The 23,377-nt window shown below is 48.4% G+C and carries 20 protein-coding genes and 1 riboswitch; of the genes, 2 read left to right on the forward strand and 18 right to left on the reverse strand.

Annotated elements, in window-relative coordinates:
- Positions 1-117: 117 nt before the first annotated feature.
- The 10 genes from BBG47_RS04115 to BBG47_RS04155 all read right to left on the reverse strand — a co-directional run bounded on the left by BBG47_RS04115 (position 118) and on the right by BBG47_RS04155 (position 10,933).
- Positions 118-1,260, reverse strand: a complete 1,143-nt coding sequence (locus BBG47_RS04115; protein ID WP_065290640.1) for a glycerate kinase — start codon at positions 1,258-1,260, stop codon at positions 118-120.
- Positions 1,261-1,393: 133 nt separating this feature from the next.
- Positions 1,394-2,662, reverse strand: a complete 1,269-nt coding sequence (locus BBG47_RS04120; RefSeq protein ID WP_021252625.1) for a GntP family permease — start codon at positions 2,660-2,662, stop codon at positions 1,394-1,396.
- Positions 2,663-2,891: 229 nt separating this feature from the next.
- Positions 2,892-4,049, reverse strand: coding sequence for a sugar diacid recognition domain-containing protein (locus tag BBG47_RS04125; RefSeq protein WP_065290641.1), 1,158 nt, complete (start codon positions 4,047-4,049; stop codon positions 2,892-2,894).
- Positions 4,050-4,197: 148 nt separating this feature from the next.
- Positions 4,198-4,980, reverse strand: a complete 783-nt coding sequence (locus tag BBG47_RS04130; protein ID WP_083189074.1) for an SDR family oxidoreductase — start codon at positions 4,978-4,980, stop codon at positions 4,198-4,200.
- Positions 4,981-5,218: 238 nt separating this feature from the next.
- Positions 5,219-6,064: a MetQ/NlpA family ABC transporter substrate-binding protein gene (locus BBG47_RS04135; protein WP_021252622.1), complete on the reverse strand. Its 846-nt coding sequence runs from the start codon at positions 6,062-6,064 to the stop codon at positions 5,219-5,221.
- A 215-nt stretch (positions 6,065-6,279) separates the two neighbouring features.
- Positions 6,280-6,945, reverse strand: coding sequence for a methionine ABC transporter permease (locus BBG47_RS04140; protein ID WP_021252621.1), 666 nt, complete (start codon positions 6,943-6,945; stop codon positions 6,280-6,282).
- Complete coding sequence (locus BBG47_RS04145; RefSeq protein WP_021258552.1) at positions 6,945-7,970, reverse strand: methionine ABC transporter ATP-binding protein; 1,026 nt, start codon at positions 7,968-7,970, stop codon at positions 6,945-6,947. Before BBG47_RS04145 ends, BBG47_RS04140 begins: the two co-directional genes overlap by 1 nt.
- Positions 7,971-7,988: 18 nt before the next feature.
- Positions 7,989-8,132, reverse strand: coding sequence for a hypothetical protein (locus BBG47_RS29810; RefSeq protein ID WP_161627349.1), 144 nt, complete (start codon positions 8,130-8,132; stop codon positions 7,989-7,991).
- Between the two features lie 86 nt (positions 8,133-8,218).
- Positions 8,219-8,361: riboswitch (SAM riboswitch) on the reverse strand.
- Positions 8,362-8,438: 77 nt separating this feature from the next.
- Positions 8,439-9,134 (reverse strand): Cthe_2314 family HEPN domain-containing protein, encoded by a 696-nt coding sequence (locus BBG47_RS04150; protein WP_065290642.1) that lies wholly within the window; start codon positions 9,132-9,134, stop codon positions 8,439-8,441.
- 5 nt (positions 9,135-9,139) lie between these two features.
- Entirely contained in the window at positions 9,140-10,933 is a 1,794-nt protein-coding gene (locus BBG47_RS04155; RefSeq protein WP_065290643.1) for a UbiD family decarboxylase, read from the reverse strand.
- A gap of 306 nt (positions 10,934-11,239) precedes the next feature.
- On the opposite strand from BBG47_RS04155, the gene BBG47_RS31045 reads away from it, so the two are divergent.
- Positions 11,240-11,374: a hypothetical protein gene (locus BBG47_RS31045; RefSeq protein ID WP_265332122.1), complete on the forward strand. Its 135-nt coding sequence runs from the start codon at positions 11,240-11,242 to the stop codon at positions 11,372-11,374.
- A gap of 176 nt (positions 11,375-11,550) precedes the next feature.
- On the opposite strand, the gene BBG47_RS04160 is transcribed toward BBG47_RS31045, so the two are convergent.
- Both BBG47_RS04160 and BBG47_RS04165 read right to left on the reverse strand, forming a co-directional pair.
- Positions 11,551-12,477 (reverse strand): COX15/CtaA family protein, encoded by a 927-nt coding sequence (locus BBG47_RS04160; protein WP_083189075.1) that lies wholly within the window; start codon positions 12,475-12,477, stop codon positions 11,551-11,553.
- A gap of 291 nt (positions 12,478-12,768) precedes the next feature.
- Positions 12,769-13,107, reverse strand: coding sequence for a thioredoxin family protein (locus BBG47_RS04165; protein WP_065290644.1), 339 nt, complete (start codon positions 13,105-13,107; stop codon positions 12,769-12,771).
- Positions 13,108-13,333: 226 nt separating this feature from the next.
- Here BBG47_RS04165 and BBG47_RS04170 point away from each other — a divergent pair, with 226 nt between their 5' ends.
- Entirely contained in the window at positions 13,334-14,605 is a 1,272-nt protein-coding gene (locus BBG47_RS04170) for a DUF2515 family protein (RefSeq protein ID WP_065290645.1), read from the forward strand.
- Between the two features lie 63 nt (positions 14,606-14,668).
- Here the strand turns inward: BBG47_RS04170 and BBG47_RS04175 are convergent, their stop codons facing one another.
- From BBG47_RS04175 to fabG, 6 genes are all read right to left on the reverse strand, one after another.
- Positions 14,669-16,906, reverse strand: coding sequence for a helix-turn-helix transcriptional regulator (locus BBG47_RS04175; protein WP_065290646.1), 2,238 nt, complete (start codon positions 16,904-16,906; stop codon positions 14,669-14,671).
- 118 nt (positions 16,907-17,024) lie between these two features.
- Positions 17,025-18,674 (reverse strand): extracellular solute-binding protein, encoded by a 1,650-nt coding sequence (locus BBG47_RS04180; protein WP_065290647.1) that lies wholly within the window; start codon positions 18,672-18,674, stop codon positions 17,025-17,027.
- A gap of 196 nt (positions 18,675-18,870) precedes the next feature.
- On the reverse strand, positions 18,871-19,779 hold the full coding sequence (locus BBG47_RS04185; RefSeq protein WP_065290648.1) for a carbohydrate ABC transporter permease: 909 nt from the start codon (positions 19,777-19,779) through the stop codon (positions 18,871-18,873).
- 11 nt (positions 19,780-19,790) lie between these two features.
- Complete coding sequence (locus BBG47_RS04190) at positions 19,791-20,780, reverse strand: ABC transporter permease (RefSeq protein WP_254659737.1); 990 nt, start codon at positions 20,778-20,780, stop codon at positions 19,791-19,793.
- Positions 20,781-21,023: 243 nt separating this feature from the next.
- Positions 21,024-22,631 carry an acyl CoA:acetate/3-ketoacid CoA transferase gene (locus BBG47_RS04195; RefSeq protein WP_083189076.1) on the reverse strand — a complete coding sequence of 536 codons (1,608 nt, stop codon included), beginning with the start codon at positions 22,629-22,631 and terminating at the stop codon, positions 21,024-21,026.
- Complete coding sequence (fabG, locus tag BBG47_RS04200) at positions 22,628-23,371, reverse strand: 3-oxoacyl-ACP reductase FabG (RefSeq protein ID WP_036619097.1); 744 nt, start codon at positions 23,369-23,371, stop codon at positions 22,628-22,630. Before fabG ends, BBG47_RS04195 begins: the two co-directional genes overlap by 4 nt.
- Positions 23,372-23,377 lie beyond the last annotated feature (6 nt).

The raw sequence follows: 23,377 nt of genomic DNA on the forward strand, positions 1-23,377 counted from the left end.
TCATGGCATTTGCGCTAACTCATCACTGCTAAATAATGGATACAGCAACATTGCTGGATAGCTGCTACTGCTACGGCTGCTTCGCTTAACTGCAGCTTCTCCCCCATCATTCTTCCGTTATTTCAGCTGATTTCCGAGCTTCAAGGCCATGCCGATATTATAAGCAGTACGCTCCATATTGTCAGCAGCTTGTCCTAAGGCCTCCTCTAATGTCGTGACCCCCGGAACAATCGTAAATACCATATCGATACCGTGCTCATGAACCACTTCATGTCCAGCTGCAAGCGTGCCCGCAATACCGATAACTGGGACTCCATGCAGCTTCGCCGTCTTCGCTACGCCGATTGGCGTCTTGCCATAAATGGTCTGTCCATCAATCTTGCCTTCACCGGTAATGACCACATCAGCATCAACTGCATGATCTGCTAAGCCGGTTGCGTCGATGACAATATCTACTCCTCGCTTCAATTCAGCTTGCAGAAAAGCCACCACGCCTGCCCCAAGCCCTCCGGCCGCCCCCGCGCCTGGCATATGGGCGACATCACAACCGACGTCCTCCCGCATCTTCGCCGCGTAGTGCGCCAAGTTCGCATCCAGTTGCTTCACCATCTCCGGCGTAGCTCCCTTCTGGGGGCCAAATACTGCCGATGCTCCACGCTCTCCGATAAGCGGGTTGTCGACATCGCAGGCCGCTACGAATTTCACCTTCGCAAGCCGAGGGTCAACACCGCTCAAATCGATGCGTGCAATACGACCGACTTCTCCGCCTCCATCACCAATTTCAGTCCCATCCTCAGCTAACAGCCGTACACCAAGCGCTTGAGCCATCCCAGCGCCGCCATCATTCGTAGCGCTGCCTCCAAGCCCCAGGATAATCGTCTCTACCCCCTCATTCAATGCGGATAGGATCAGCTCTCCCATCCCCCGCGTCGTCGTAACGAGTGGATTCCGCTGTGCCGGTGGAACAAGCGCCAGTCCCGATGCCGCAGCCATCTCAATAACTGCGGATTTGCCATCGCCTAAGACGCCATAGAATCCTTCCACAGGTGTTCCAAGCGGCCCTGTTACTGTTGTCCGTACAATTCGGCCGCTTGTCGCATCTACAAGCGACTGCACGGTCCCTTCTCCGCCATCTGCCATCGGTACATATACGAGTTCCGCCTCCGGGAATACCCGCCCCAAGCCGCGGCCAATCGCCTGACATGCTTCCCACGCAGACAAACTTTCTTTAAAAGAGTCTGGAGCAATTACGAATTTCATACTGATCCACTCCTATCCATGCAATCTGACTTTCTCTCTTTCTCGCCGAGTTGTGCATTAGCTGTTTCTCAGTTATACCTGCACTAGCGGGGTCATGCCTCGTCACAACGCATTGTATTGTCCTTGCCTTGGCTTACAAGAACCAGCCGAAGACACCGAATACGAGCGTAGATACGATAGCGAGCACGAGACCGATTAGCGTTTCATAGGGGATAAGACGAAGACGTTCCTTCATCGCCATATTCACGCTGCCGCCAGTAGCGTGGAAGAAGCTGCCGTGCGGCATATGGTCGAATACCGTAGCGCCCGCATGTATCATTGCTGCTGCCCCTAAGGATGCGACGCCAAGCTCCATAATGGTCGAACCGAATACCGAGCTTGCTACCGCAGTACCTGCAGTTGTGGACGCTGTCGCCAGAGACATCAAGGCACCACTGATTGGTGCAAGTAAATAGGCTGGCAAGCCTGAAGCCGTCAAGCCATCGATAATAACATCCTTCAATTGTGAGTTCGAAATAATTCCGGCAAGTGTCCCCGTCCCGATAAGCATGACGGCAACACCCGTCATTTTGCCAAGTCCAGAGGTTGCATATCGGTTAATCTGTGTAATGCGTCCCATACAGAGTGCCCCTACTAAACCACCAACAGGGAGAGCGATAATGGGGTCAATGGCGATGCCTGCAATCGGGCGCAAGGCCAGCAATGCAATTGCTGTTATTGGCGCCATCATTGCAGCAAGAAAGCTAGGAAGCTGCTCCTTGCTATCCTCCACCTGCTCTACACCTGCTACCTTCGTTCCTTTATGAGACAACTTTTTCGCAATCCAATACGTTACGAACAAACCAATCAAAGCTGGGATAATTCCTGCTGCCATTATCGAAGTCAACGGGATATGGAAAGCATCCGCCGCAGAAATCGCGTTCGGGTTCGGCGACATAATGTTGCCTGCCTTGCCTCCCCCAATCATAGCGAGCAATATCGCCATACGGGACAAGTCTGCACGCTGCGCAATTGCAAGTGCGATTGGAGCCACCGTAATGACCGCCACGTCGATAAATACACCAACAGCTGTCAATACCATCGTCGCAAAAGCTAGTGCGAACAATGCGCGAGTCTCGCCTACCTTGCGTACTAATGTCTCTGCAATCGTCTTCGCTCCGCCTGATTCAATCAATACGCCTGCAAGAACACCTGCTGCTAATATTCGCAGCACTGCTGGAATCATCGTCTTGGCTCCGTCCATCATTAGCGTTACGGAGTCAATTAAACCAATTCCTCCGACTACGCCGCCTACCAGCGCGCCAATCATCATACCGTACGCCGGTGGGACTTTTCGTAAAATAAGCACGATAGCAACCACTAAAGCCGCCAGTGCACCAAGTACAGATACCGTTACTGTCATAGTCCCCATCCTCCTTGAAGATGCAGTGTTTCGTTGTTGTACCTTTACTTTACCTCCAATATGAAAGCGCTTCATCATGCATAAACATGAAATGAAGCGCTTTATAAAGTGTATTTTTTGTTCAAATGCACAATACAAGATCAATCAACCTTTGTCTTGCTGCTATCAGGCCGGTATGTGAAATAGGATACATGAAATAGACATGCTCAGCCTTTCCTTTGTTAACTGGCTAAGACTCATTACTGCGCAGCATCGCGTGAATCCACCACGCCGACATTAACGTATACAAATCGCGAAAGCTCTTGGGATCCTTGCCTGTCACATCCGCAATCCGCTGCAGACGATAACGGAGCGTGTTGCGATGGATGGCCAGCCGCTGTGCAATCCGCTGCTGCTCGCCGCTCTCCTCATAATACACCTGCAGAGTCTGCCTCAATTCCCCGCTCCGATCTTCTTGGATGAATCGCTGCCACATCTGCTCCATTTCATCCGTAACCCAGCTGCGGCCCACATTCGCCAGCACCGTCTCATTTGGCATATCCTCACTGTAATAGACCGTATGCTCAGGCAGGATTGCTTGACCCGCGCGCATCGTATCTTGAGCAGAGCGATAGGATGCGATGAGCCCATCAATTCCTGAATAAGCCTTGCCCACCGCGATACGAAGAGGTGCAATCTGCTTCTCTTCCAGCAACTTCCGAATTTGCCGTATTCCCTCGCATATATCCATATTCGGCTTCCGTGGGTGCAAATGCGGCTTGAATAGGACGATTTGCCGCGTATTCCGTATCGCGATAAGATCAATTGTCGGCCGCCCTTCCAACAGTTCTACAACTCTGCGCAGTGTAGGCACTGAATCCGCATCCTGTTCATCCGTAAGCTCCAGAATACAAGCAACACGAGGCTTGTCCGGCTTCAGGCCTATTCGTTCCGCCTGCAGGCGAAGCATGGCTTGATCTCCCGGTTCCGCATGAATGACCGATAAGAGGAAATCCTCCTTCATCCGCTTATCCCAGCGCGCCTTTTCCAACAAATCCGCCTGCTCCAAATACATCTCAGCTGTCATCTTGACAAGTTCCCCATACTTCGTCACTTCAGCAGGATCTCCCGTAATCCCGATAACGCCGACAACTTCTCCACGAAATTGAATAACAAGATTCGTCCCCGGCATAACACCATGAAGATTGCGTGCACTCTCTTTATCGATCTCGAACCTTCCCTTGCGCTCAATGGCAATGAGTGCCCCTTCATGCTTTTGATTAATGCGGGACAGGTCGCCCGAGCCAATGATCCGCCCACGCTCATCCATCACATTTACATTGTACCCAATGACCTGCATCGTCCGTGAGACGATTGCTTGCGCCAATTGCTTGGTCAGCCAACTCATATCTTCATACCACCTATCACGCGAAATCAGAAAGAGCTTAGGACATCCCGCATCCGTCCCTCCTTCTTCTCCAAAATATGAAAACGCCCTCGTTCCAACAGGGCACAGCAACCGCTGTGTCTGTCAGCCGACGGGCGTACATGCAGCATTAGGATTTCGAGCTAATCGTTGTACGAATAGGATCGAGTCCGCCTGAGACATTAATAATATTACCAGTTATAAAGTCAGAAGCATCCTCACATAGGAAGCGGATGACTCGTGTCACATCTTCACCACTGCCGGGACGGCCGCGCGGCGTTTCGTCATCGGTTAGATGAAGTACATCCTCGATTTTTCGCTCCTTGTTGTCACCACGAATATCGCCAGGGCAAATCATATTCACCGTAATGCCATTCTGTGCTTCCTCTACCGCCAGTGTCTTCGTGAAAGACACTAGTCCCACCTTGGCTGCGGCATACACCGCCCGATGGGGCCAAGAACGCGCCTCAGACGCATGGCCGAAGCCATAATGGATAATGCGCCCCCATCCCTTCTTCCGCATCGATCCGAGCAGCAAATGATCGAGCAGTATGACACCACTTAGATTCCCATTCAATAAATACATAATGTCCTCTTCCGAGTAATCCGCGAACAATCTCCGCTCTCTGATGAACGGCCCAGCATTGTTCACCACAATATCAGCCATACCGATGCGTTCATTCATTTCAGTAACGAGCCGCTTCACTTCCTCCGGCTTGGAAATATCCGCGCGAATGGCAATACACCGTATTCCCGTCTTCTCGAGCTGGAGCCGCAGTGCTTCAGACTCTGCCTCGCTATGTACATAATTTAAGACAATATCATGCCCGGCTTCGGCCAATGTCATAGCTGTCATCTTCCCGAGGCCTTTGGCGCTCCCCGTAATAAGAGCAATTTTACGCTGCTGTTCCACGTCGTAATCCTCCTTTTGAGCGCTTCAAAGAACTTCCACGTTCAGTATAAGATATTTGCCTTGGCAGAACAACTTTGCATTGGACACTGATGTAGACAAACTGTCCCGCTCCGCAATGCAATGTACTTGAATCCCTTCCACCTAGATTACAAAGAAAAAAGCCCTAGCAGCAAGCTCCACCTTTCTTATCGAAAGGCAGCTTGCCTCTAGGGCTTCTCTCATTGAAAGTATTCTACAATTAGAATGCAGGTACGATCGAACCTTGGTATTTATCTTCAATAAATTTCTTCACATCGTCAGACTGCAAAGCTGCAAGCAATTTCTTCACAGCATCACTATCCTTGTTGTCCTCGCGAGCCGTCAAGATGTTCGCATACGGAGAATCCTTATCTTCAATGAACAACGCATCCTTCGTAGGATTCAAGTTCGCTTGCAGTGCATAGTTCGTATTGATAAGCGAGAAGTCAACTTCATCCAACGTACGAGGCAGCATTGCAGCTTCCAGCTCTTTGAATTTCAAGTTCTTCGGATTCTCAGCAATGTCGTTAACCGTTGCTTCCAGACCTACGCCATCCTTCAACTTAATAATGCCCTGCTTCTCCAGCAAGAGCAGCGCACGTCCGCCATTTGTTGCATCGTTCGGAATCGATACCGTTGCGCCATCTGCAATTTCACTAACCGACTTAATCTTCTTGGAGTAACCTCCGAAAGGCTCAACGTGAATATTGCCTACAGTTACAAGGTTGTATCCCTTCGTCTTCACTTCATTGTCCAAGTACGGCTTATGTTGGAAGAAGTTCGCATCAAGCTGCTTCTCGTGTACTTGTACGTTCGGCTGAACATAATCCGTGAACTCCTTAACTTCCAACTCAATCCCTTGCTCAGCCAGCTTCGGCTTGATATGATTCAGTATTTCTGCATGAGGCACCGGTGTTGCACCTACGACAAGCTTCACTTTTTCTGTGCCAGACTTGCCTGCCTCACCAGATGCGTTCGTGTTATCGCCTGCTGTATTTTTGTTGCCGCAAGCAGCGAGTACCGCTACGAGTGTAATAAGCGTTAATACAAAAGTCCACTTTTTCATGTCATTCACTACTCCTTCCAAGATCCCCATTTTAATTGATGAATATTTGTAAGTTGAAGCTCCTAAGAGCGTGCTTCCTATGCCTATTAGGTTTTGATTCAAATGATCATTTCATCCAACTCGTAACTACCGATAATTCCAATTGAATTACTGGGATTATATCATATTTTGTGCTGCCGTCAACCATGAAATGACTGACTCAGCACAATATTTTTTTATTTCCTTGTATAGCGGCGAACAAATGCATCGCCAATCCATTGCAGCACCTGTACGAGTATAACCATAATAACGATCGCCACGATCATCATTTCAATCTCATAGCGATGGTATCCGTAGCGAATCGCTAGGTCACCGAGACCGCCGCCGCCAATGAGACCTGACATCGCTGTATACGATACGAGCGTAACCGCCGTTATCGTCGTCCCTGCAATCAAGCCTGGCATCGCTTCGGGCAGCAGAACCTTATATACAATCTGCCAAGTGGATGCTCCCATTGCCTGTGCTGCCTCAATAACGCCCCGATCAACCTCACGCAATGACGTCTCCACGAGACGAGCGAAGAATGGTGCAGCCGCGATAACGAGCGGCGGGATTGTTCCTTCTACACCGATAGATGTGCCTACTACAATTCGTGTAATCGGTATGATCGCAATCATTAGAATAACGAACGGTACTGAACGCAGCACGTTTACAATGAATGACAAGATACTATATACGATCTTCCCAGCTCTGCTACCCGTGCGCCCAGTTAAATACAAGAGCACGCCTAGCGGCAAGCCAACAAGGAAGGTGAATAGTACAGAGAACAGCATCATCTGCAATGTTTCTCCAGTAGCCGAAGACACGTCGCTCCAATTGACAGTAGAGAAATCGAAATTCATCACGCAATCACCTCCACTTCAAGACCCTGCGCCCGGAGAGAAGATAATGATTGCTCTACAGCACTTGTGTCGCCATCTAGACGAACGACCAATTGGCCGTAAGGAGTATCCTTCATCCGAGAGATCGTTCCCTGCAGTATCGCGAAGCTGACGCCCGCTTCCGTAAGGACACGATGCAGCACCGGCTCATACGTGACATCACCCAAATAGTTGATCTTCACAACACGGGAATGCTCAGCAGCCTGGCTCTTGAATGCCGCCCAAGGCTGAATATCCGCATCGCTGCGCTCTTCAAGAATGAATTCGCGTGTTACCGGATGCTGAGGCTTCAAGAACACGTCTACAACCTTGCCTGCCTCAGCAATCTTCCCGCCATGAATAACGGCAACTTTGTCGCATATCGCTTGGATGACGTGCATCTCATGGGTGATCAGCACGATCGTAATTCCGAACTTGCGGTTAATATCGAGCAGCAGCTCCAAGATCGCATTCGTCGTCTGCGGATCTAGCGCCGAGGTTGCTTCATCACAGAGCAGCACCTTCGGATCATTCGCAAGCGCACGCGCAATCCCTACGCGCTGCTTTTGTCCACCTGACAATTGAGCCGGGTATTTATGCTTGTGTTCTTCCAAACCAACAAGCCTAATCAACTCATTTACTTTCTTCTCTACTTTATCCTTGGATGTTCCCGCCAGGCGCATCGGAAATGCAATATTGTCATATACCGTTGCTGAACTGAGCAGGTTAAAATGCTGAAAAATCATCCCGATTTTGCGCCGCTGCTGCTGTAGCGCCGACTTCGACAGCTTCGTTAAGTTAACGCCGTCTACCTCAACTACGCCTGCCGTAGGCCGCTCAAGCAGGTTAATGCTGCGCAGCAGCGTACTCTTCCCTGCACCTGAATGGCCGATAATTCCATAAATCTCGCCAGATTCAACCGACAGACTCACATCATCCAGTGCCAGCAGCCCTTGCACCTTGCCGTTAGCACCATATTGCTTACTTATATGTTCCAACCGAATCAACGGAATCGTCACCTTCCTTCATGCTAGCCACATTCTAGAATAGATAGGCGCTACAGCCTTATCTTCATCTATTCGTATGCTGTATCCTCTCAATAACTGTCGCCAAATATACCACATTGCCTTGGCTGCCTTCACTTCTCCATTTTGGGGCCGCACGTTCATGCAAAAAGCCCCCTCTTGGCAGATGCCAAAAGGGGGCGAACGTTCGGTATTCTGTGAAGAAACCAGATGAAAAATCGACTCTCCCTTTCTTATCTGCCAGAACATTACGTTCTGAAGGAATTAGCACCATTGACATCTTGCAATCGCATAACTTATTGTTATGCATCCGGGTTGCAAGATCGGTTGCCGGGCTTCGCAGGGCCTGTCCCTCCGCCACTCTTGATAAGAAAACAGTTATGAAATTAAGTTGAGTATAATGCAGCAGGTGAAAGTTGTCAATTAACTTTTATTCCCTTTTCAATTCCATTACTTGACGGGAAGCAGTCGAAACACATGGATTAATGCGCCACACACCATCTCCAGACCATGCTGCAAATCTGCCACATTGGCCTGAATATCCTCAAGCTTAATTTTGTCATTCAAGCTGCGATGCCGCTGCCATAAATCATCCTGCATTTCTGGGTTCATATGATGAATCTCCATATTGCGTCGCTTGCGCAGCCGCTGAAGCGCATCTTCATGCTGCTCCTTCAATGCCAGCAGGGCATGTTCCAATTCAGGATGCTGTCCCTTGAAGCGCAATTGGCGAAGCACCGTAAAGTAAGAGAAATGATGCTTCACCCTCTCGGTCTCCAAGGACAGCACTGTATTCAGCATCGTTCCAAGCTTGTCCAAGATCGAGAACACGCGAATAAATCCATTTTTATAAAAATAGACGTACCGGTAATAATCATCCTGCTCCGATTCAGACATCTCGGCCTCATAATGCTTCGACACACGATCGGCGAACTTGTCAGACGCATATACGCTTTGTTCCAGTTCATCCAAGGAGGTCTTCAGTCCGACTGTCCATACTTCTATCTTGCGCCAGAAGTGATCGGGATCGCCTGTTCCCTCCATGCGACTGCGTATTGCTTCCAAATAGTTGTCCATCCCCGCCATTGCATCCTTCAACGTTCCGCTGTCAACACGGGGCGGCTCCCCGAACAAGCTGCGCAGCATGGAACTCACCCCCGCTTAATTCCGTTTGGGAAATAGTCTTTCCAACGGCGGTCGACCAATTCCACAATATCCTCACGCGGGAATAACTCATCTGGGTAGCCTGGCTTCATGCGGGCATCGATAACAATTGGCAATTTATACGAGAGATGGTGATTACGGACTTCCATTGCCGCGTATATATCTGATGCGGGGTTAAATCGCGTAAACACCGTCCACAAGAACGACAACTGCGTATTGGCAACCTGAGCGTCGTCAACGAGGAAGACGAGCGGCCACTTCGTCTCTTGTGCAGCAAGACGATGTAGCAATCGCTCCGCCAGCTGTGGTTCTGCTTCATACGAAGCACCTGACATTGTCAAGCAGCCACGGCAAAATACAGCCACATCGTTAATCTCATCGATCGGGCCTTCTTCGTACACGCCAGGCAATTCACGGACTACATCGCCCACGCCGAGCAATATCCCCTTGCTGCCATGGTTCAGCTTATGCCCCGTATAGTCAAGTGTGTCATGGGACGTATTATTAATCACGTACAGATCCGTCTCTGGCTTGAAGCGCTCTAGCACCGCTTCCGTAAGCTCTGCAAAGTTCTCTAAGTCAACCGGCTGATCCGTCAACATCAAGAACTTCGTCAAGCTGAGCTGCCCTTCGCCAAGAATACGGAAGCCAGACAGAAGCGCCTCACGAGAATAGCTCTCACGTACAACAGCTGCGGCAAGCGAGTGAACGCCTGTTTCTGGATATGGATGTACCTTGCGTACCGCCGGCATAACCATCGGGAACGCTGGCGACAACAATCTAACCAGATACTCGCCCAAATAGTAGTCTTCCTGACGCGGCTTGCCCACGATTGTAGCTGGGTAGATCGCATTCTTGCGATGGTACATGTGCTTCACATTCAGGAACGGGAACTCATGCGCCCATGAGTAATAGCCGTAGTGGTCGCCAAATGGCCCTTCCATGCGGCGCTCATGTGGTGGAACGTACCCTTGGACAACGAATTCTGCTTCCGCTGGGATGCGATGTCCTTCGAATCCGCTGTCTACCACTGGAAGACGCTCACCCATGACGAATGATGCCATCAACAGCTCAGGGAGCTTCTCCGGCAGTGGAGCGATCGCAGCCGCAATCAGCGCCGGCGGCCCGCCCACGATGACGGATACCGGAAGCGCTTCATTGCGCAGCTCAGCCTCATGATGATGGAGGCCGCCGCCCTTTTGAATTTGCCAATGCACACCTGTCGTGCTGTCATCGTAAATTTGAATTCGGTACATACCGAGATTGTGATCAGCGCTCTTCAGCTCCGGATGTTCGGTATAGACCAATGGAAGCGTAATAAATGGACCTCCGTCCAGCTGCCAGCTCGTCAATGCCGGCAAGCCCTGCATCGGCTTGTCTGTACGCTTCACCTGCATAATTGGAGCTTGCGAAGAAGATACATCCTTCATGCCAACCTTCATAAGGCTAAGGAGCTCTTTCACCGTCGAACGCTCTTGCCACAGCTTCTTCGGCGATGGAGGCATTAGACGGTTTACGGCCTCTACGCACTTATTCGCGAGCTGCTCAGGACGCGTTCCGAAGGCCATATCCACCCGGCGCATCGTACCGAACAGGTTCGTCGTCACTGCAAAGGGGCTGCCCTTCACATTGGTGAATAGAAGCGCAGGACCTCCCTCTTCAATGACGCGTCGATGAATTTCTGCAATTTCCAAATACGGATCAACTTCCGCTTCAATAACGACGAGGTCATTCTCACGCTTCAGCGTGTCGACAAAGTCGCGTATATTCGTAAATGACAACTACGAGCCCTCCTTGAAAAAAATAAGCGTATCTGTGTTGCTGTACATGAACAGTTACATGGATGCCGCAGGATGTCTGCAATAATTTGCGTTCACAAGCGGGCATTGATGACAAACGAAAACTTCCTCTTCTGTAGTATAGCTGTTTTTTTGATGAACCTAAAGCCTGACCAAGCAGACAACTTACGACATTATTACGACATTGTAAGATAGCCGTAAGCCGATTACATGGTACGAGCAGAATGTCTACAGGTATAATGAGGTCATCAAAGGGAACACATCAAAAATAATTGGAGGTAGAATGATATGAAAAACAACAATCAAGTTATCGTACGCAAGCCGTGGAATGTTCGCTGGTTGGCAGCAGCAAAGGCTGCTGCATCTATCGTATTGCTCGGTGCGCACTCGAATGAAACACAGCAAGTAAAGGAAGGCGCCTAATCCAATGAATGTTTCTCAGAGAAAAAGAAGCAGCTCGCTTGCCTCTCGTTGACAATCTCTATTGTCCAACAGTAAGCGATCTGCTTCTTTATTTATAACCACTGAATCCATTCTATAACTCAAACTCAATCTTCTTCGGTTCTTCTTACCACCATCACAGCCAGGAGAAACGATCCTTATTTTTGCCGCAGCTGCCAGACTCGGATGCTCATATAACAGAGTACACTGAACAGTCCACAAATCAATACCGTATGTAATAAGCTTGCAAATAGGAATAAGTCAGGATTCGTGATCGTACTCGCAACGACCGCGCCGCTTGCAATCTGTGCTGCACATAGGATAAGCGCCCAAATGCCGCACAACTGAATCTCGCGATTGTCCTTGTGTTTGTGGTAAGCAAAATGTGACATAATCGCGATTACAACAAATAATAGTGCTGCTGCCACACGATGCATGAAGGCAATTCCCGTCCCCCCCGACAGCTCCGGAATCAACTCCCCGTTGCACAGCGGCCAGCCCATGCATGCTCCTGAAGAGTCCGTGTGCCTAACAAATGCCCCTACGTATATTACGATATACGTATATAGAAGTGTGAACCATACCCCATACCGAAATTCTGCGCGAACGGAGTTTACAACAGATGTAGAATCGATGCCGCGTTCGTAGCGCCTTGCCACTACACTCATCATGAAGGAAGAAGCGAACGCCAGCAGCGAGAATCCGAAGTGAAGCGCCATAACAGGCGGAGACTGGGTAAAGACTACCGCAAGCGCTCCCATAATTGCTTGTATAATAGTAAATAATAAGGTGAGAGAAGAGTAATATAGAGCCTCACGATGATGCTTCGCATAGCGAAGAACGTAGATGAACAAGGCCAGAACAAGCAATCCTACAACACCCGTCACAGATCGGTGAGAGTATTCGATCATGGATTCGATCGTATATGCCGGAACAAACTTGCCATTGCATAGTGGCCAATCCGTGCCGCAGCCACTTCCGGAGCCTGTCTTCGTTACAAGCGCCCCGTTTAACACTACGATAAACATACCGATGCAAACCGCGTAAGATAACCGCCTCAATATCCGGTAGATGCTCGCGTTCACTAGTTTCACCTGACCCGTTGTTCAATTTTTTGCCATTACAAATTATGAAAACAGTTCCAATCGTCCTCCATTATACAAGATTTCCTAGCTGAGTGTACGGCTAAATTGTGACAAATATTACATCTTTCTTCTCTGAAATCGATCATCCAGCCCCCTTACCTCATGTACAAGATTGACTTCTAATTTCGGATTGCTTCAGCTGTAAATCGCTCTACATCCTTTCAAGGCAATAAAAAAACCGCCCCACCAGCGGGACGGTTCTCATATGTGCATCGAGTGACTATTCACTTATTATACAGCTGCAGAAACTGCAATTGCCCGATCAACGAACTGCTCGATTTCAGGACGAGTCTTGCGCAGCTTGTTGACGAAGCGAATGGTTTCCTTGCCGCCCTTGAAGGCTACGAAGCTTGGAATACCAAGAATGTGGTATTGCTGTGCAACATCAAGGAGCTTCTCCGAATCGATTTCAACGAACGTCACCTTACCTGCATAATTCGTCTCCAATTCAGGCATGAAAGGATCGATGAAGTGGCAATCTGGGCACCAGGATGTCTTAAATACCGCTACAACTGGCTCCTCTTGTGCAATGATCTCATTGAACCGCTCAACTGTTTCTATTCTTTCCATACACGCTTCACTCCCTACTAAGTTCACAGAATCTAACATGGAACTTCTCTTATCCAACATCCAGCAGATGTATTCTGATACTTCTGCTTTCTTGAACTTATAACATTTGGAGAATGGAAAAGTCAAACCCCACACATGAACGTCTACGGCTGTTTTTGGGCATACTATGAAGAAAATCAATGAAATCGGTCACGTATCGTCGTCTCGAAATGGAGGGGAACAATCGATGCTGTCCAATCTATCCAAGCGCATGCGCCACGCGATACAGCTGATGCGCCACTCGTTCGATACGGCATATAGTGTCGTACGTTCAACTTGGAATGAACTTTATCAACAACTCTTACAATGGCGGGAACGCCCGTCGTTTGATTGGAATCGCGCCGCAGCGAAACGTGCGGAAGAGCAGGCCAGTAGACTGCTGAACGAGAAAGTACGTCAGCAGGGTACAGTCAGCAGCTTTCGAGAGCGAGGAGATACGGAATTCTCAGCAGAGGAATGGCGGATCATCCGGCAAATTCAGAGCTCTGTTCGTACAGCCAATCGCAACAATATTACACGCACTGCAGCCTATGCGCGAATCTATCAGTCTTATCCAGAGCTGCATTGGGCCCTGCTCGCGCATATGGTCTCACGAAATGGCGGCTGGAGTATGACTGATTTGCAGGGAGAATGGCTACCCCGCATTATGAGTGCGAACCATAGATTGTGGACCTACCGAGTGCTGGAACGATCAAATGCACTCATATTCCATGATGCCTATCCGCAGCTGCTGCTGTATGCAGCCAGCCGCCGAGCCGGCAAAAGCCTGTTCCATCTGCTTCCTGCTTTTGGCGTATCTGCCTTCATGACCCCATTCTGGGACGGCTTCTGGGTACAGCAGACAAGTTCGCTGCTCACGACAGCACTTATTATTAACGAACAGAACGTCATTGAAGGCAGAGTCATGCGCAATCCCACCTACCGGGCGCATGTGCTTAATGAATGGGATTTCCAATTGCATGGTTGGCTGCAGATGAATCAAGTCATTTTCCCGCTTGGTGTCCCATCTCCACGAGAGGAAGAAGCGATTCCGCTCGTTGGGCTTAATTTAGAGAACTTTACTGACTTGGATGAACGCATAGCGTTCGGAGAGAAGCTGTATGCGCTGCTGTTCCATACGCCCCATATTTATAATCATGCTGTTCGTTTCATGCGCGCGGCCCCTCATACGGGATCGAGAGCAGACTATTGGCCGCACCGCTTTGTGAAGCAGGCGATCCCGCCCGATCGAACCGAACTTTCTGTTACATACCGCGCCTACAGTCCAGCCTTAACTGATGTCTGGAAGGACGAGCCGGCACGGCAAATTGAAGAAGGCGATTGGTTCATAGATGAGCGAATGTATCGGCATCTCCAGCCGATTTCAGCTCCGCTGCAGGCTGACATGACCAGCTCTCATGATCGGTTGTGGAGAGAGACTGCCTCGCTCGCTGGGTTCATTCATCCGAGCAAGGGATAACGAAGCAGATATATAGGATTGCAGTCAAAGAAGGACACTTCTCCAGTAAGTGTCCTTCTTCATTCAGCCTGCCGATTCCATGTATTCATCCGGCTTAATGCCTTCATATCGTGTAAACGCACGTTTGAACGAATATACGTTTTCGTAGCCTACTCGGCGTGCGATGTCATCAATGCCGCATTTCTTTTCTCGCAGCAATTCCTTAGCCATTTCAATGCGAAGCCGGCATAAATAATCGTAGAAATTGATTCCGGTGACTTCCTTAAATAGTTTAGACGCCTTGGAGACCGACATCTGGAAGATTTCAGCAAGCTGTTTTAAGGATACGTCGGCACTCGTATAATTTTGGTTTACGTACTGCAGCAACTGACTTCCAGCTTCAATCGTCGATGACGTATTGGAATACCGATTTCGCTCGCATAGTAACGTTCCCACTTCAAACACATAGCCCCACATTTCCTCCGTATTTCTGCCCTTTGCTCTATTGGCAAATTGTTTCGCGTAAATGCCCGTATCGAGATTGAGCTCATGCAGCACTCTTAGCAGCGTTTCCATCAATAATGAAACGAGCTTGATCGTACTTGCCTCAGACAGGTTTCGTTTCCCGTTTTCCGCGCTGATTTCATAAAGAATCTGCATCGAGGTATCTAGGTTCCCTATTTTCAAGTTATTAATCAACTGAACCTCCCAATCTGTCGGATAATAATAGTCAACGATGCTTGGAATGGTCTCCTCCGGCACGACCTGTAGATGTTCCCGTGAAAACAACGTATACTGCAAACTTTCATTAGCCGTATAGTACGACTTACTAATGCCAACGAGCCCCTTCTCCATCGTTCCATACAGGACAAAAGGCTGGAAACCACATGTATGTTCAATTTCTTCCGTAATTCCGGCAGCAATTTGTTCCATCATGCCATCTTCTCCAAATCGGTTTGTGGAGGATAGGATCAAAGCTTTGTCCGCATTCGTCACTTCGAATAGCTCATAGTCCAGCCGATGACAACTCATTACTTTTTCGATGATTACCATCGTCATCATTTCGATTTTCCTGATCTTATCCAGATCGGAAAAATCACGGATGGCATGAAAGCTGATCAACATCGTGCAATAATGCATTTCCTCGGTATAGCCGATACCGAATTTCTTCAACCCGTTCAAGTGCTGATCATCGGCGAAATACCCTTTAAGCAGCTGGAGGAACAAATTCGACTTCGCCGCTTTTTCGTAGTCCTGCATAGATTGCTGAAGCACCTGATTTTCACTCAACAGCCGGTCGAACGATTCCTCAATGTAATTGTATTCAGAGCCGGATACGGGACTATTTTTACCCTCCTCGTAACGAATCCCTGCGGAGAGCTTGTGAAGCAAGGTTCCTAGAGGTCGGTAACTGACCTTGGCCAGCACAAAAGCCGACAACGTGCCGACCGCAATGGAGATCAAGATAGCCAGCAGTGAACTGAATAAGTTATTGATACCGATGACACTGTTATCGAAGTAAGAGATTTTATATTGCAGACTGCTCTCTTGGGAAGGCACAACAAGCTCATAGGTCTGCTCATTTTCCTGAACCCCGTTATCCGGATTCCGGCTCTGCTTGAAAATAGGCGTCCCATGTGTCGTAATTAAGATGTCTTTGGATTCCACACTCCCGAAACGACGCATGTATTCCGAGAAGTAATCGCTGTCAATAAATAGAGCCAGTACCGCCCGCGGGTGATTGACCACCTCCAGACTTTGAAGGACAGGAATAACCCTCTTACTGCTGCCCCACAAATTGACCGTTGCTGGCGCCATTACTTTGAAATACTGTTGCTCCCGAAGAGCGCTTTGCATCATTTGCCGTGTATCTCCATCAAATACAGCAATATTAGAGAAGAAGTGGTCTTCCGAAAATGTCCCCCATGTCGATAACATCTGTTGTTTATCTGGAAAAATGACTGTGCCGAAAGATAGTACATTTGTAGAGTTAATTGAATTTTCGAAATTCCTTCGGATTTCGAGCATCTTCAACAAATCAAATTCATCATCATAAACATCCGTATTCTGCATCATCTTCCGAAGCCATGATTCAATGCTAATCATCTTCGCAATATTTTTGAGCTCACTTAATTTATTGTCCACAACCGCCGCAATCCGATTTGCATCCGATACATGCTTCTCATGCAGCTTCTGACGCTCCTCCATGATGTTCCGCTGTACATTTAAGGTGCTGAATACGATGATGGGGATGATCAAGATCGCAGTATAGGATAGAAAGATCTTTCGAAACGTCCCGCTCCCAAAGCTCCAATGTCGCATAGTCTGCACCTCCTTCGGTTTGAAGACCACATTGCATAATGAAGCAATATGAAGAAAACGGCGAACTCCTCTATGGAAGCCGAGGAGAACGCCAATTTTCCGTATTATTGATGCAATGTTATTGGATGCTGTTGTATCTATCGAGCAGCTGCTGATCGATTTCCATTAATTCATCAAGTCCGAGCTTCTTCAGTTCGGAGATATATTGATCCCAATCGTCAAGCGATTTTTGGCCTAGAGCAAGCTTGGTCGCAAGCTCCTGAGAATACGTAGTCAAGTTGGTTAAAATTTTTGTTTTCTTCTCGAGCTGCTGATCATCAGGAATGGCCAGATAGTTCAGGTTCATATTCACAAAATATGGTTTGTAATTCAAAATATTCAGTTCATGATCAGCTTTTGCTTTGGGCACACCAGAGAGCTCGAATTCGAGATTGGCGAATTGAATACGTGGAAAAACCGTGTCCCCGAATAACGGACGCCCAGTAATTTGACCCGATTTAGCCAACTCTTCGTCTGAGCCATTATTAATAAATACCTTCGCGCCGTTGCTGTCCTTCTTGTAAGTTTGCCCTTCGATTCCCCAATACAGAAGATCTGCATATTTTTCCGAGTAAATCGTATCGAAAAACTTGATGGCTGCTTCCACGTCTTTGCAATCTTTTGTAATTGCATACTTCTGCCACACAAGGAATGGAGGTTCCAACTGTGCTGCCGGAGTGATACCGTCGACCGCCTTGAGCGGCATCAATGGGAGGAACTCCCCTCCACCGTTAATGGTAGGCTCCTGATAAGTTTCCAGATTATAATCACTCAATGAAGCAACCTGGTTTTCTGTCATTTTTTGTTGCTTTTGCTCCCCTGTTGCCCCAATCAGGCTTGTGTCGAGAATGCCCTCTTTCGTTAACTGCTGCAAGTAGCGGAAGTAATCTTTAATTCCGTCTTGATACCAAGGGGATACTACCTTTTTGTTCTCAACATCTATTGCCGTGATATCTGTACCAAGCCCGAACCATTGCGCGATAGCGCCTTCAAATTTGCTTGGATCGTATACGAGCACTTCGTTTTGCTTGCCGTCTCCGTTGGCATCCTTCTCCCGGAACGTCTTCAATGTTTGCAAATATTCTGCAGCTGTGTTAGGAACCGGGAGCTTCAGCTTATCAAGCCAGTCTTTACGAAGCAGCATCGTCAATGCAACCGGAGCTGGTGTTTTTTCCTGATATGTTTTTTTATGAAGATTGCTGAACCAGTACATTTTGCCGTCAGGCGATGTTGTCGTCTTTTTGGCGTATGGGAATTCTTCATTGTACATTTTCTTAATGTTGCCGTTGCTGTACTTCTCGATCAGAGGATTCAGATCAAGCAGGACACCCTGCTTCGCCAAATTCAACACCGTCGTGTTATCTAGTGCCGAAATGTTCACGATGTCAGGAAGTGAGGAACCAGATGCCATTCTCGTTTGAACGACCACTTTATATTGCTCGCCTGGAACCATCTCGTAGTCCAATTGCAAACCGGCATCTGTGAGCATCTTATCGACTTCTTTCCATACCGGATATTTTTCTCTCTCATCGAATTTGATATATTTGTTCGAACCTTGCGGCCCGAGCAGTTTCAACTTTTTGACTTCGGCAGAAGCAGATCCTCCCGCTTCCTCCTTCTTGTTATCACCGCTGTTGGCGCTGTTACTGGAGGTGCTGCATGCCGTGATCGACCCAATCACGAGAATTGCCGTTAATACGGAGATCAGTGTTCTTTTCCATTGTTTCATTTTTAGATTCCCCCTCGAATCGATAAAAACGAATTTCAAAATGATTTCACCGAAATCTGGCCCTTGTAGCTGAAATGCTAGAATCTTATCCCAAGATATATTGTAAACGCTTTCAATCTGTAAAAAACATTCTTTATAGTCCAGACCGCAATGCCCTTCGACGTTAATTCGATCTGTTCCCTCAAAGAGTATAGTCCTACTCTTTTAAAGAACCAAGAAGCGCTCCCTTGATGAAATACTTTTGAAAAAATGGATACGTAAATATGACAGGCAATGCCGTAAAAACGATAATCGCGTATTTTAACTGGATGTTGGTCAACATGTTCGCCACCGCATTTTTGGTATCTTCCAGCGATAACATCTTTAGATCCACCGACTGTTGAACGACGACACGGTATAGATACATTTGCAGCGGATGAAGCTTTTCGTTCGGCAGATAGACAAGCGCGTCGAACCAGCTGTTCCAAATGCCGACAATCGAATAAATCGCAATAACGGCAAGAATCGGCTTAGAAATCGGCAATATAATCTTAAACAGCAGCTGCAGATGGGAGGCCCCGTCGATAAAAGCAGATTCCTTCAGACCATCTGGAATCGTCATAAAAAACGTCCTGACGAGGATAATATTCCAAATACTGACCATCCCGGGGATAATAACTGCAAACATGGTATTGTACATCCCGAGCTTATTCACGAGCAGGTAGGAGGGAATTAATCCACCCCCGAAATACATCGGAATTAGTAGAAATACAACGATCCATTTTCGCCCCTTCAGATTGCGCACCGTTAACGGGTATGCACCCAATACAGCCATTAAGCAGTTCAAAAGCGTGCCTGCGACGACGTAAATCAAAGTGTTCGAATACGCCCACCACATTTTCGCATCTCTTACGATCAATTCATATGAGCTTAGGTTAAAGCCTTTCGGAAACCAAACAACATTCATGGCGGCTACTTCCGAAGGCGAACTGATCGACATGATGATGACGAAATAAAACGGATACAGGGTGATTAAGCAAATGACGAGCGCGATCGCGTACAAGATAATGTCGACCACGACAGAGCCTTCCCTGATCTTGTTCGGATTTTTCCTGACCGAGGCCATTGTACTCCTCCTTACCACAAGGCATAATCTGAATATTTACGGCTTAGCGTATTTGCGAAATACAGCAGCGTGAAGTTGATGACCGATATGAACAGCCCAACTGCCGTTCCTAAGCTGAATTGTCCGCCAAGCAAGCCATCGCGGTACAAATAGGTGCCAATGACATCCGCCGTTTCATATACCATTGGGTTGTAGATCAACAAAATAAACTCGCTGTTCGCTGAAAACAGACTGCCAATCGCGAATATAAGCAGGAATAAGATGGTCGGACGAATGGATGGCAACGAAATATGGAGGATTTGTTTAAAGCGGTTGGCTCCGTCCATCTTGGCAGCTTCGTATAAATGAGGATCAACAGAGGACATGGCTGCCAAATACAAAATACTGCTCCAGCCAAATGATTTCCATATGCTCGTAATCGTATAAATGGCCGGAAAATACCCCGCTTCCGTGTTTATCGCGACCGGTGCCCCGCCGAACATCTTCACGATGGTATTAATGATTCCATCTGTATTAATGAATGACAACACCATGCCCGCAACGACGACGTTTGAAATAAAGTGAGGCAAGTAGCTTGCGGTCTGTACGTACTTCTTGAAGATGCCATTCTTCAGTTCGTTAAGCAATACCGCAAACAGAATGGGCACCCAGAAGCCAAACAACAGAAAATAAAAGCTGAGCGAGAACGTATTACGCATCAATCTTCCAAAATACGGACCATTAAAAAATTCAATAAAGTGTTTAAAACCTACCCAATTCGTATCTGTAAATGAGAAAAAAGGTTTTCCCGGGAAATAATCTTGAAATGCGATGATTATCCCGTACATCGGAATATAGCTGAAAATAAAAATATGAAGTAGCACGGGAAGCATTATAAGGTAGAGTTGAGCATTTTCACGCAAGTGAAATGATCGGCGTCCCCCCGGTTGACTGTTCGTCTTCATGATCTTCCCCTTTCCATATCGATTGCGGTAATTTTTGGGCCCCTTCCGCAATTTCATGATAATCTCGCCCGGTTTTGTAAGGCAAGCAACATTTTTTGATAGCGCTCACAATATTTTCGCTGCCTTGAAAATCACCTCGAACAGCCATTGCAGACGCAGGTGATGGAGGCGAAGCAGCAATAAAACAAAAGGTCGAGTTAGGGTACCAACGTCCCCCTTACTCGACCTTTCACATTACCAGTTATCATCTTACAGGCAGTAAATCAGCCTCAGCTTATGAGACAGTCTCTATAACAGTCCCTATCGGAACAGATCCTCTCCCATCCGATTCAGCTGTGTACTGATGCGAGGCACGATGTCCATATTGGCTAGAATGTCTGCTTCCAGCGATAGTCCCTGTGCCATCTCGATAAGTTCTAGTTCCCCTGCATACAGACGGAATACTGCGCGCTCTGTCACATACAGCACTTCGATGCCACGTCGCTGTGCATAATCTGCGCAGAAGGTGAGTTGCTCTACCTGCCGAACGAACTTCCGGAAGCGTCCCTCTTGAAGGATGCGGAGGCCCCTATCAGCCATCTCCATCTTCAGACCGCCAGCCGTAAAGGTGGAGCAGAAGACAAGCTTCTTCGCATTTTGGCTTATATTAATGAAGCCGCCGCAGCCTGTCAGCTTGCCGCCGTACAGACTCACATTCACGTCTCCTCTGCCGTCTGCCTCTGCCATCCCCAGACAAGCAACATCAATCCCTCCTCCATCGAAGAAGTCGAATTGAGCTGGCTGATCAAGAATAGCCTCCGCAAACGCAGATGCGCCGAAGCTTAACCCGCGTGCAGGTATGCCACCAACAGGGCCGGATTCAAGCAGCAGCGTCATATCTGTTCGTCCCGCTTCAAGTGCTGCATATCCAACTCCCTCAGGCAGTCCGATACCGAGATTAACAACACTGTGGGAGGGGATTTCCTTAAGGGCTCGCCGTGCAATGACTAGCCGCTCATCTCTTGCCATTGGAGGCACATATGCGGCGGACGATTCCTGCTGTATCTCCCCAGCATATGCGGGGTTGTATACCTCTGCGAACGTCATTGTATGCTCCTCTGGCCTAGCGACAACGACAGCATCGACCAGCATGCCTGGGATGACTACCTGCTTCGAATGCATGGTTCCGTGCGGCACGATGCGCTCTACCTGCGCAATTACAATTCCTCCGCTGTTCCTCGCTGCTTGAGCAAGTGCCAGCATTTCTAATGTTACTGCCTCTCGCTCCATGGAGATATTGCCGCGCTCATCAGCAGTCGTGCCGCGCACGAAAGCGCAATGAATTGGAAAAGCTCGATAATAGAGCTGCTCTCGGCCTCCAAGCTGCACCAGCTCTACAAGCTCTTCCACCGTGCTTGCATTCAGCCTGCCCCCTCCATTCCTCGGGTCGACAAAGGTATGAAGGCCGACATGGGTCAATGTCCCCGATCGGCCTGCAGCAATATCACGATAGAGATGTACAATCACACCCTGCGGAAAATTGTAGGCTTCTATCCGGTTATCGAGCGCAAGCGCACCCAAACGCGGAGCAAGTCCCCAATGCCCTCCAATGACCCGCTTCACCATGCCTTCATATGCAAGATGGTTCACGCCGCGAACAACGCCATCCCCTTGTCCGGCTGCATACACAACTGTAAGCCCTGTCGGCGCCGCCTCTTTCAAGAAACGGCGCTCCAACGCTGACGTAAGCGCTTCTGGGTGAGCACATCCAACGAAGCCTCCCACAGCAACCGTTGCATCATTCGCAATAAGCGCCACCGCTTCATCCGCGCTCATAACCTGAGCGCAGCGGCGCAGGACAAGCGGTTGATTCAGCCGCTGATCGAATCGGCTATCCACTGTGCTGTGACGAGCATCTAGTCCATTCAAATGGACAACCCTCCGTTCACTTCCAGCACTGTTCCATTTATATAATCAGCTGCATCCGAAGCGAGGAATAAATACGCTTGTGCAACTTCATCCGGCCGTCCTAATCGGCGCAGCGGTACTTTTTCACGCATGCTGTCAATAATCTTGTCCGGCATCTTGGCCACCATCTCTGTTGCGATGAAGCCTGGGGCAACCGCGTTCACACAGATCCCCTTGTATCCTAGCTCCCGAGCCCATGTACGCGTCATGCCAATGACGCCTGCTTTGGTCGCAGCATAGTTCGTCTGTCCAATATTGCCTTGAACGCCAACAATCGATGAAGTATTAATGATTTTACCCTTGCCTTGCGCCGCCATATAAGGAGCTGCAAGACGCGTGCATAGAAACACTCCATTCAAGTTCACATTGATTACATCCTGCCATTGCTCTGGGGTCATCTTCAGCAGCATTGCATCACGTGTAATTCCAGCATTGTTGATCAGAATGTCGATACCGCTAAATGTTGCAACCGTCTGCTCCATCAGTTGCCGCACGCTTTCTTCATCCGCTACATTCGTCTTCACGAATAACGCGCGATCACGCTGTTCACTTGCCAGCTCATCGATCACTTGCTGTCCCGCCGTCTCATTGAAGTCAGCGATGACAACATTCGCCTCTGCCTCAAGAAACAAGTGTACCGCTGCAAGCCCTATGCCGCTTGCTCCGCCTGTAATGATTGCCGTTTTCCCTGTAAGCTTCATCGTCAT

The sequence above is a fragment of the Paenibacillus sp. KS1 genome (genome assembly GCF_001680695.1).
Classification (GTDB): domain Bacteria; phylum Bacillota; class Bacilli; order Paenibacillales; family Paenibacillaceae; genus Paenibacillus_B; species Paenibacillus_B suaedae.

Bases quoted from the DNA above. Each gene is read 5' to 3' on its own strand.
- BBG47_RS04115 (WP_065290640.1), bottom strand. From the start codon at position 1,260: ATGAAATTCGTAATTGCTCCAGACTCTTTTAAAGAAAGTTTGTCTGCG.
- BBG47_RS04120 (WP_021252625.1), bottom strand. From the start codon at position 2,662: ATGACAGTAACGGTATCTGTACTTGGTGCACTGGCGGCTTTAGTGGTT.
- BBG47_RS04125 (WP_065290641.1), bottom strand. From the start codon at position 4,049: ATGAGTTGGCTGACCAAGCAATTGGCGCAAGCAATCGTCTCACGGACG.
- BBG47_RS04135 (WP_021252622.1), bottom strand. From the start codon at position 6,064: ATGAAAAAGTGGACTTTTGTATTAACGCTTATTACACTCGTAGCGGTA.
- BBG47_RS04140 (WP_021252621.1), bottom strand. From the start codon at position 6,945: ATGAATTTCGATTTCTCTACTGTCAATTGGAGCGACGTGTCTTCGGCT.
- BBG47_RS29810 (WP_161627349.1), bottom strand. From the start codon at position 8,132: ATGAACGTGCGGCCCCAAAATGGAGAAGTGAAGGCAGCCAAGGCAATG.
- BBG47_RS04150 (WP_065290642.1), bottom strand. From the start codon at position 9,134: ATGCTGCGCAGCTTGTTCGGGGAGCCGCCCCGTGTTGACAGCGGAACG.
- BBG47_RS31045 (WP_265332122.1), top strand. From the start codon at position 11,240: ATGAAAAACAACAATCAAGTTATCGTACGCAAGCCGTGGAATGTTCGC.
- BBG47_RS04165 (WP_065290644.1), bottom strand. From the start codon at position 13,107: ATGGAAAGAATAGAAACAGTTGAGCGGTTCAATGAGATCATTGCACAA.
- BBG47_RS04170 (WP_065290645.1), top strand. From the start codon at position 13,334: ATGCTGTCCAATCTATCCAAGCGCATGCGCCACGCGATACAGCTGATG.
- BBG47_RS04175 (WP_065290646.1), bottom strand. From the start codon at position 16,906: ATGCGACATTGGAGCTTTGGGAGCGGGACGTTTCGAAAGATCTTTCTA.
- BBG47_RS04180 (WP_065290647.1), bottom strand. From the start codon at position 18,674: ATGAAACAATGGAAAAGAACACTGATCTCCGTATTAACGGCAATTCTC.
- BBG47_RS04185 (WP_065290648.1), bottom strand. From the start codon at position 19,779: ATGGCCTCGGTCAGGAAAAATCCGAACAAGATCAGGGAAGGCTCTGTC.
- BBG47_RS04190 (WP_254659737.1), bottom strand. From the start codon at position 20,780: ATGAAATTGCGGAAGGGGCCCAAAAATTACCGCAATCGATATGGAAAG.
- fabG (WP_036619097.1), bottom strand. From the start codon at position 23,371: ATGAAGCTTACAGGGAAAACGGCAATCATTACAGGCGGAGCAAGCGGC.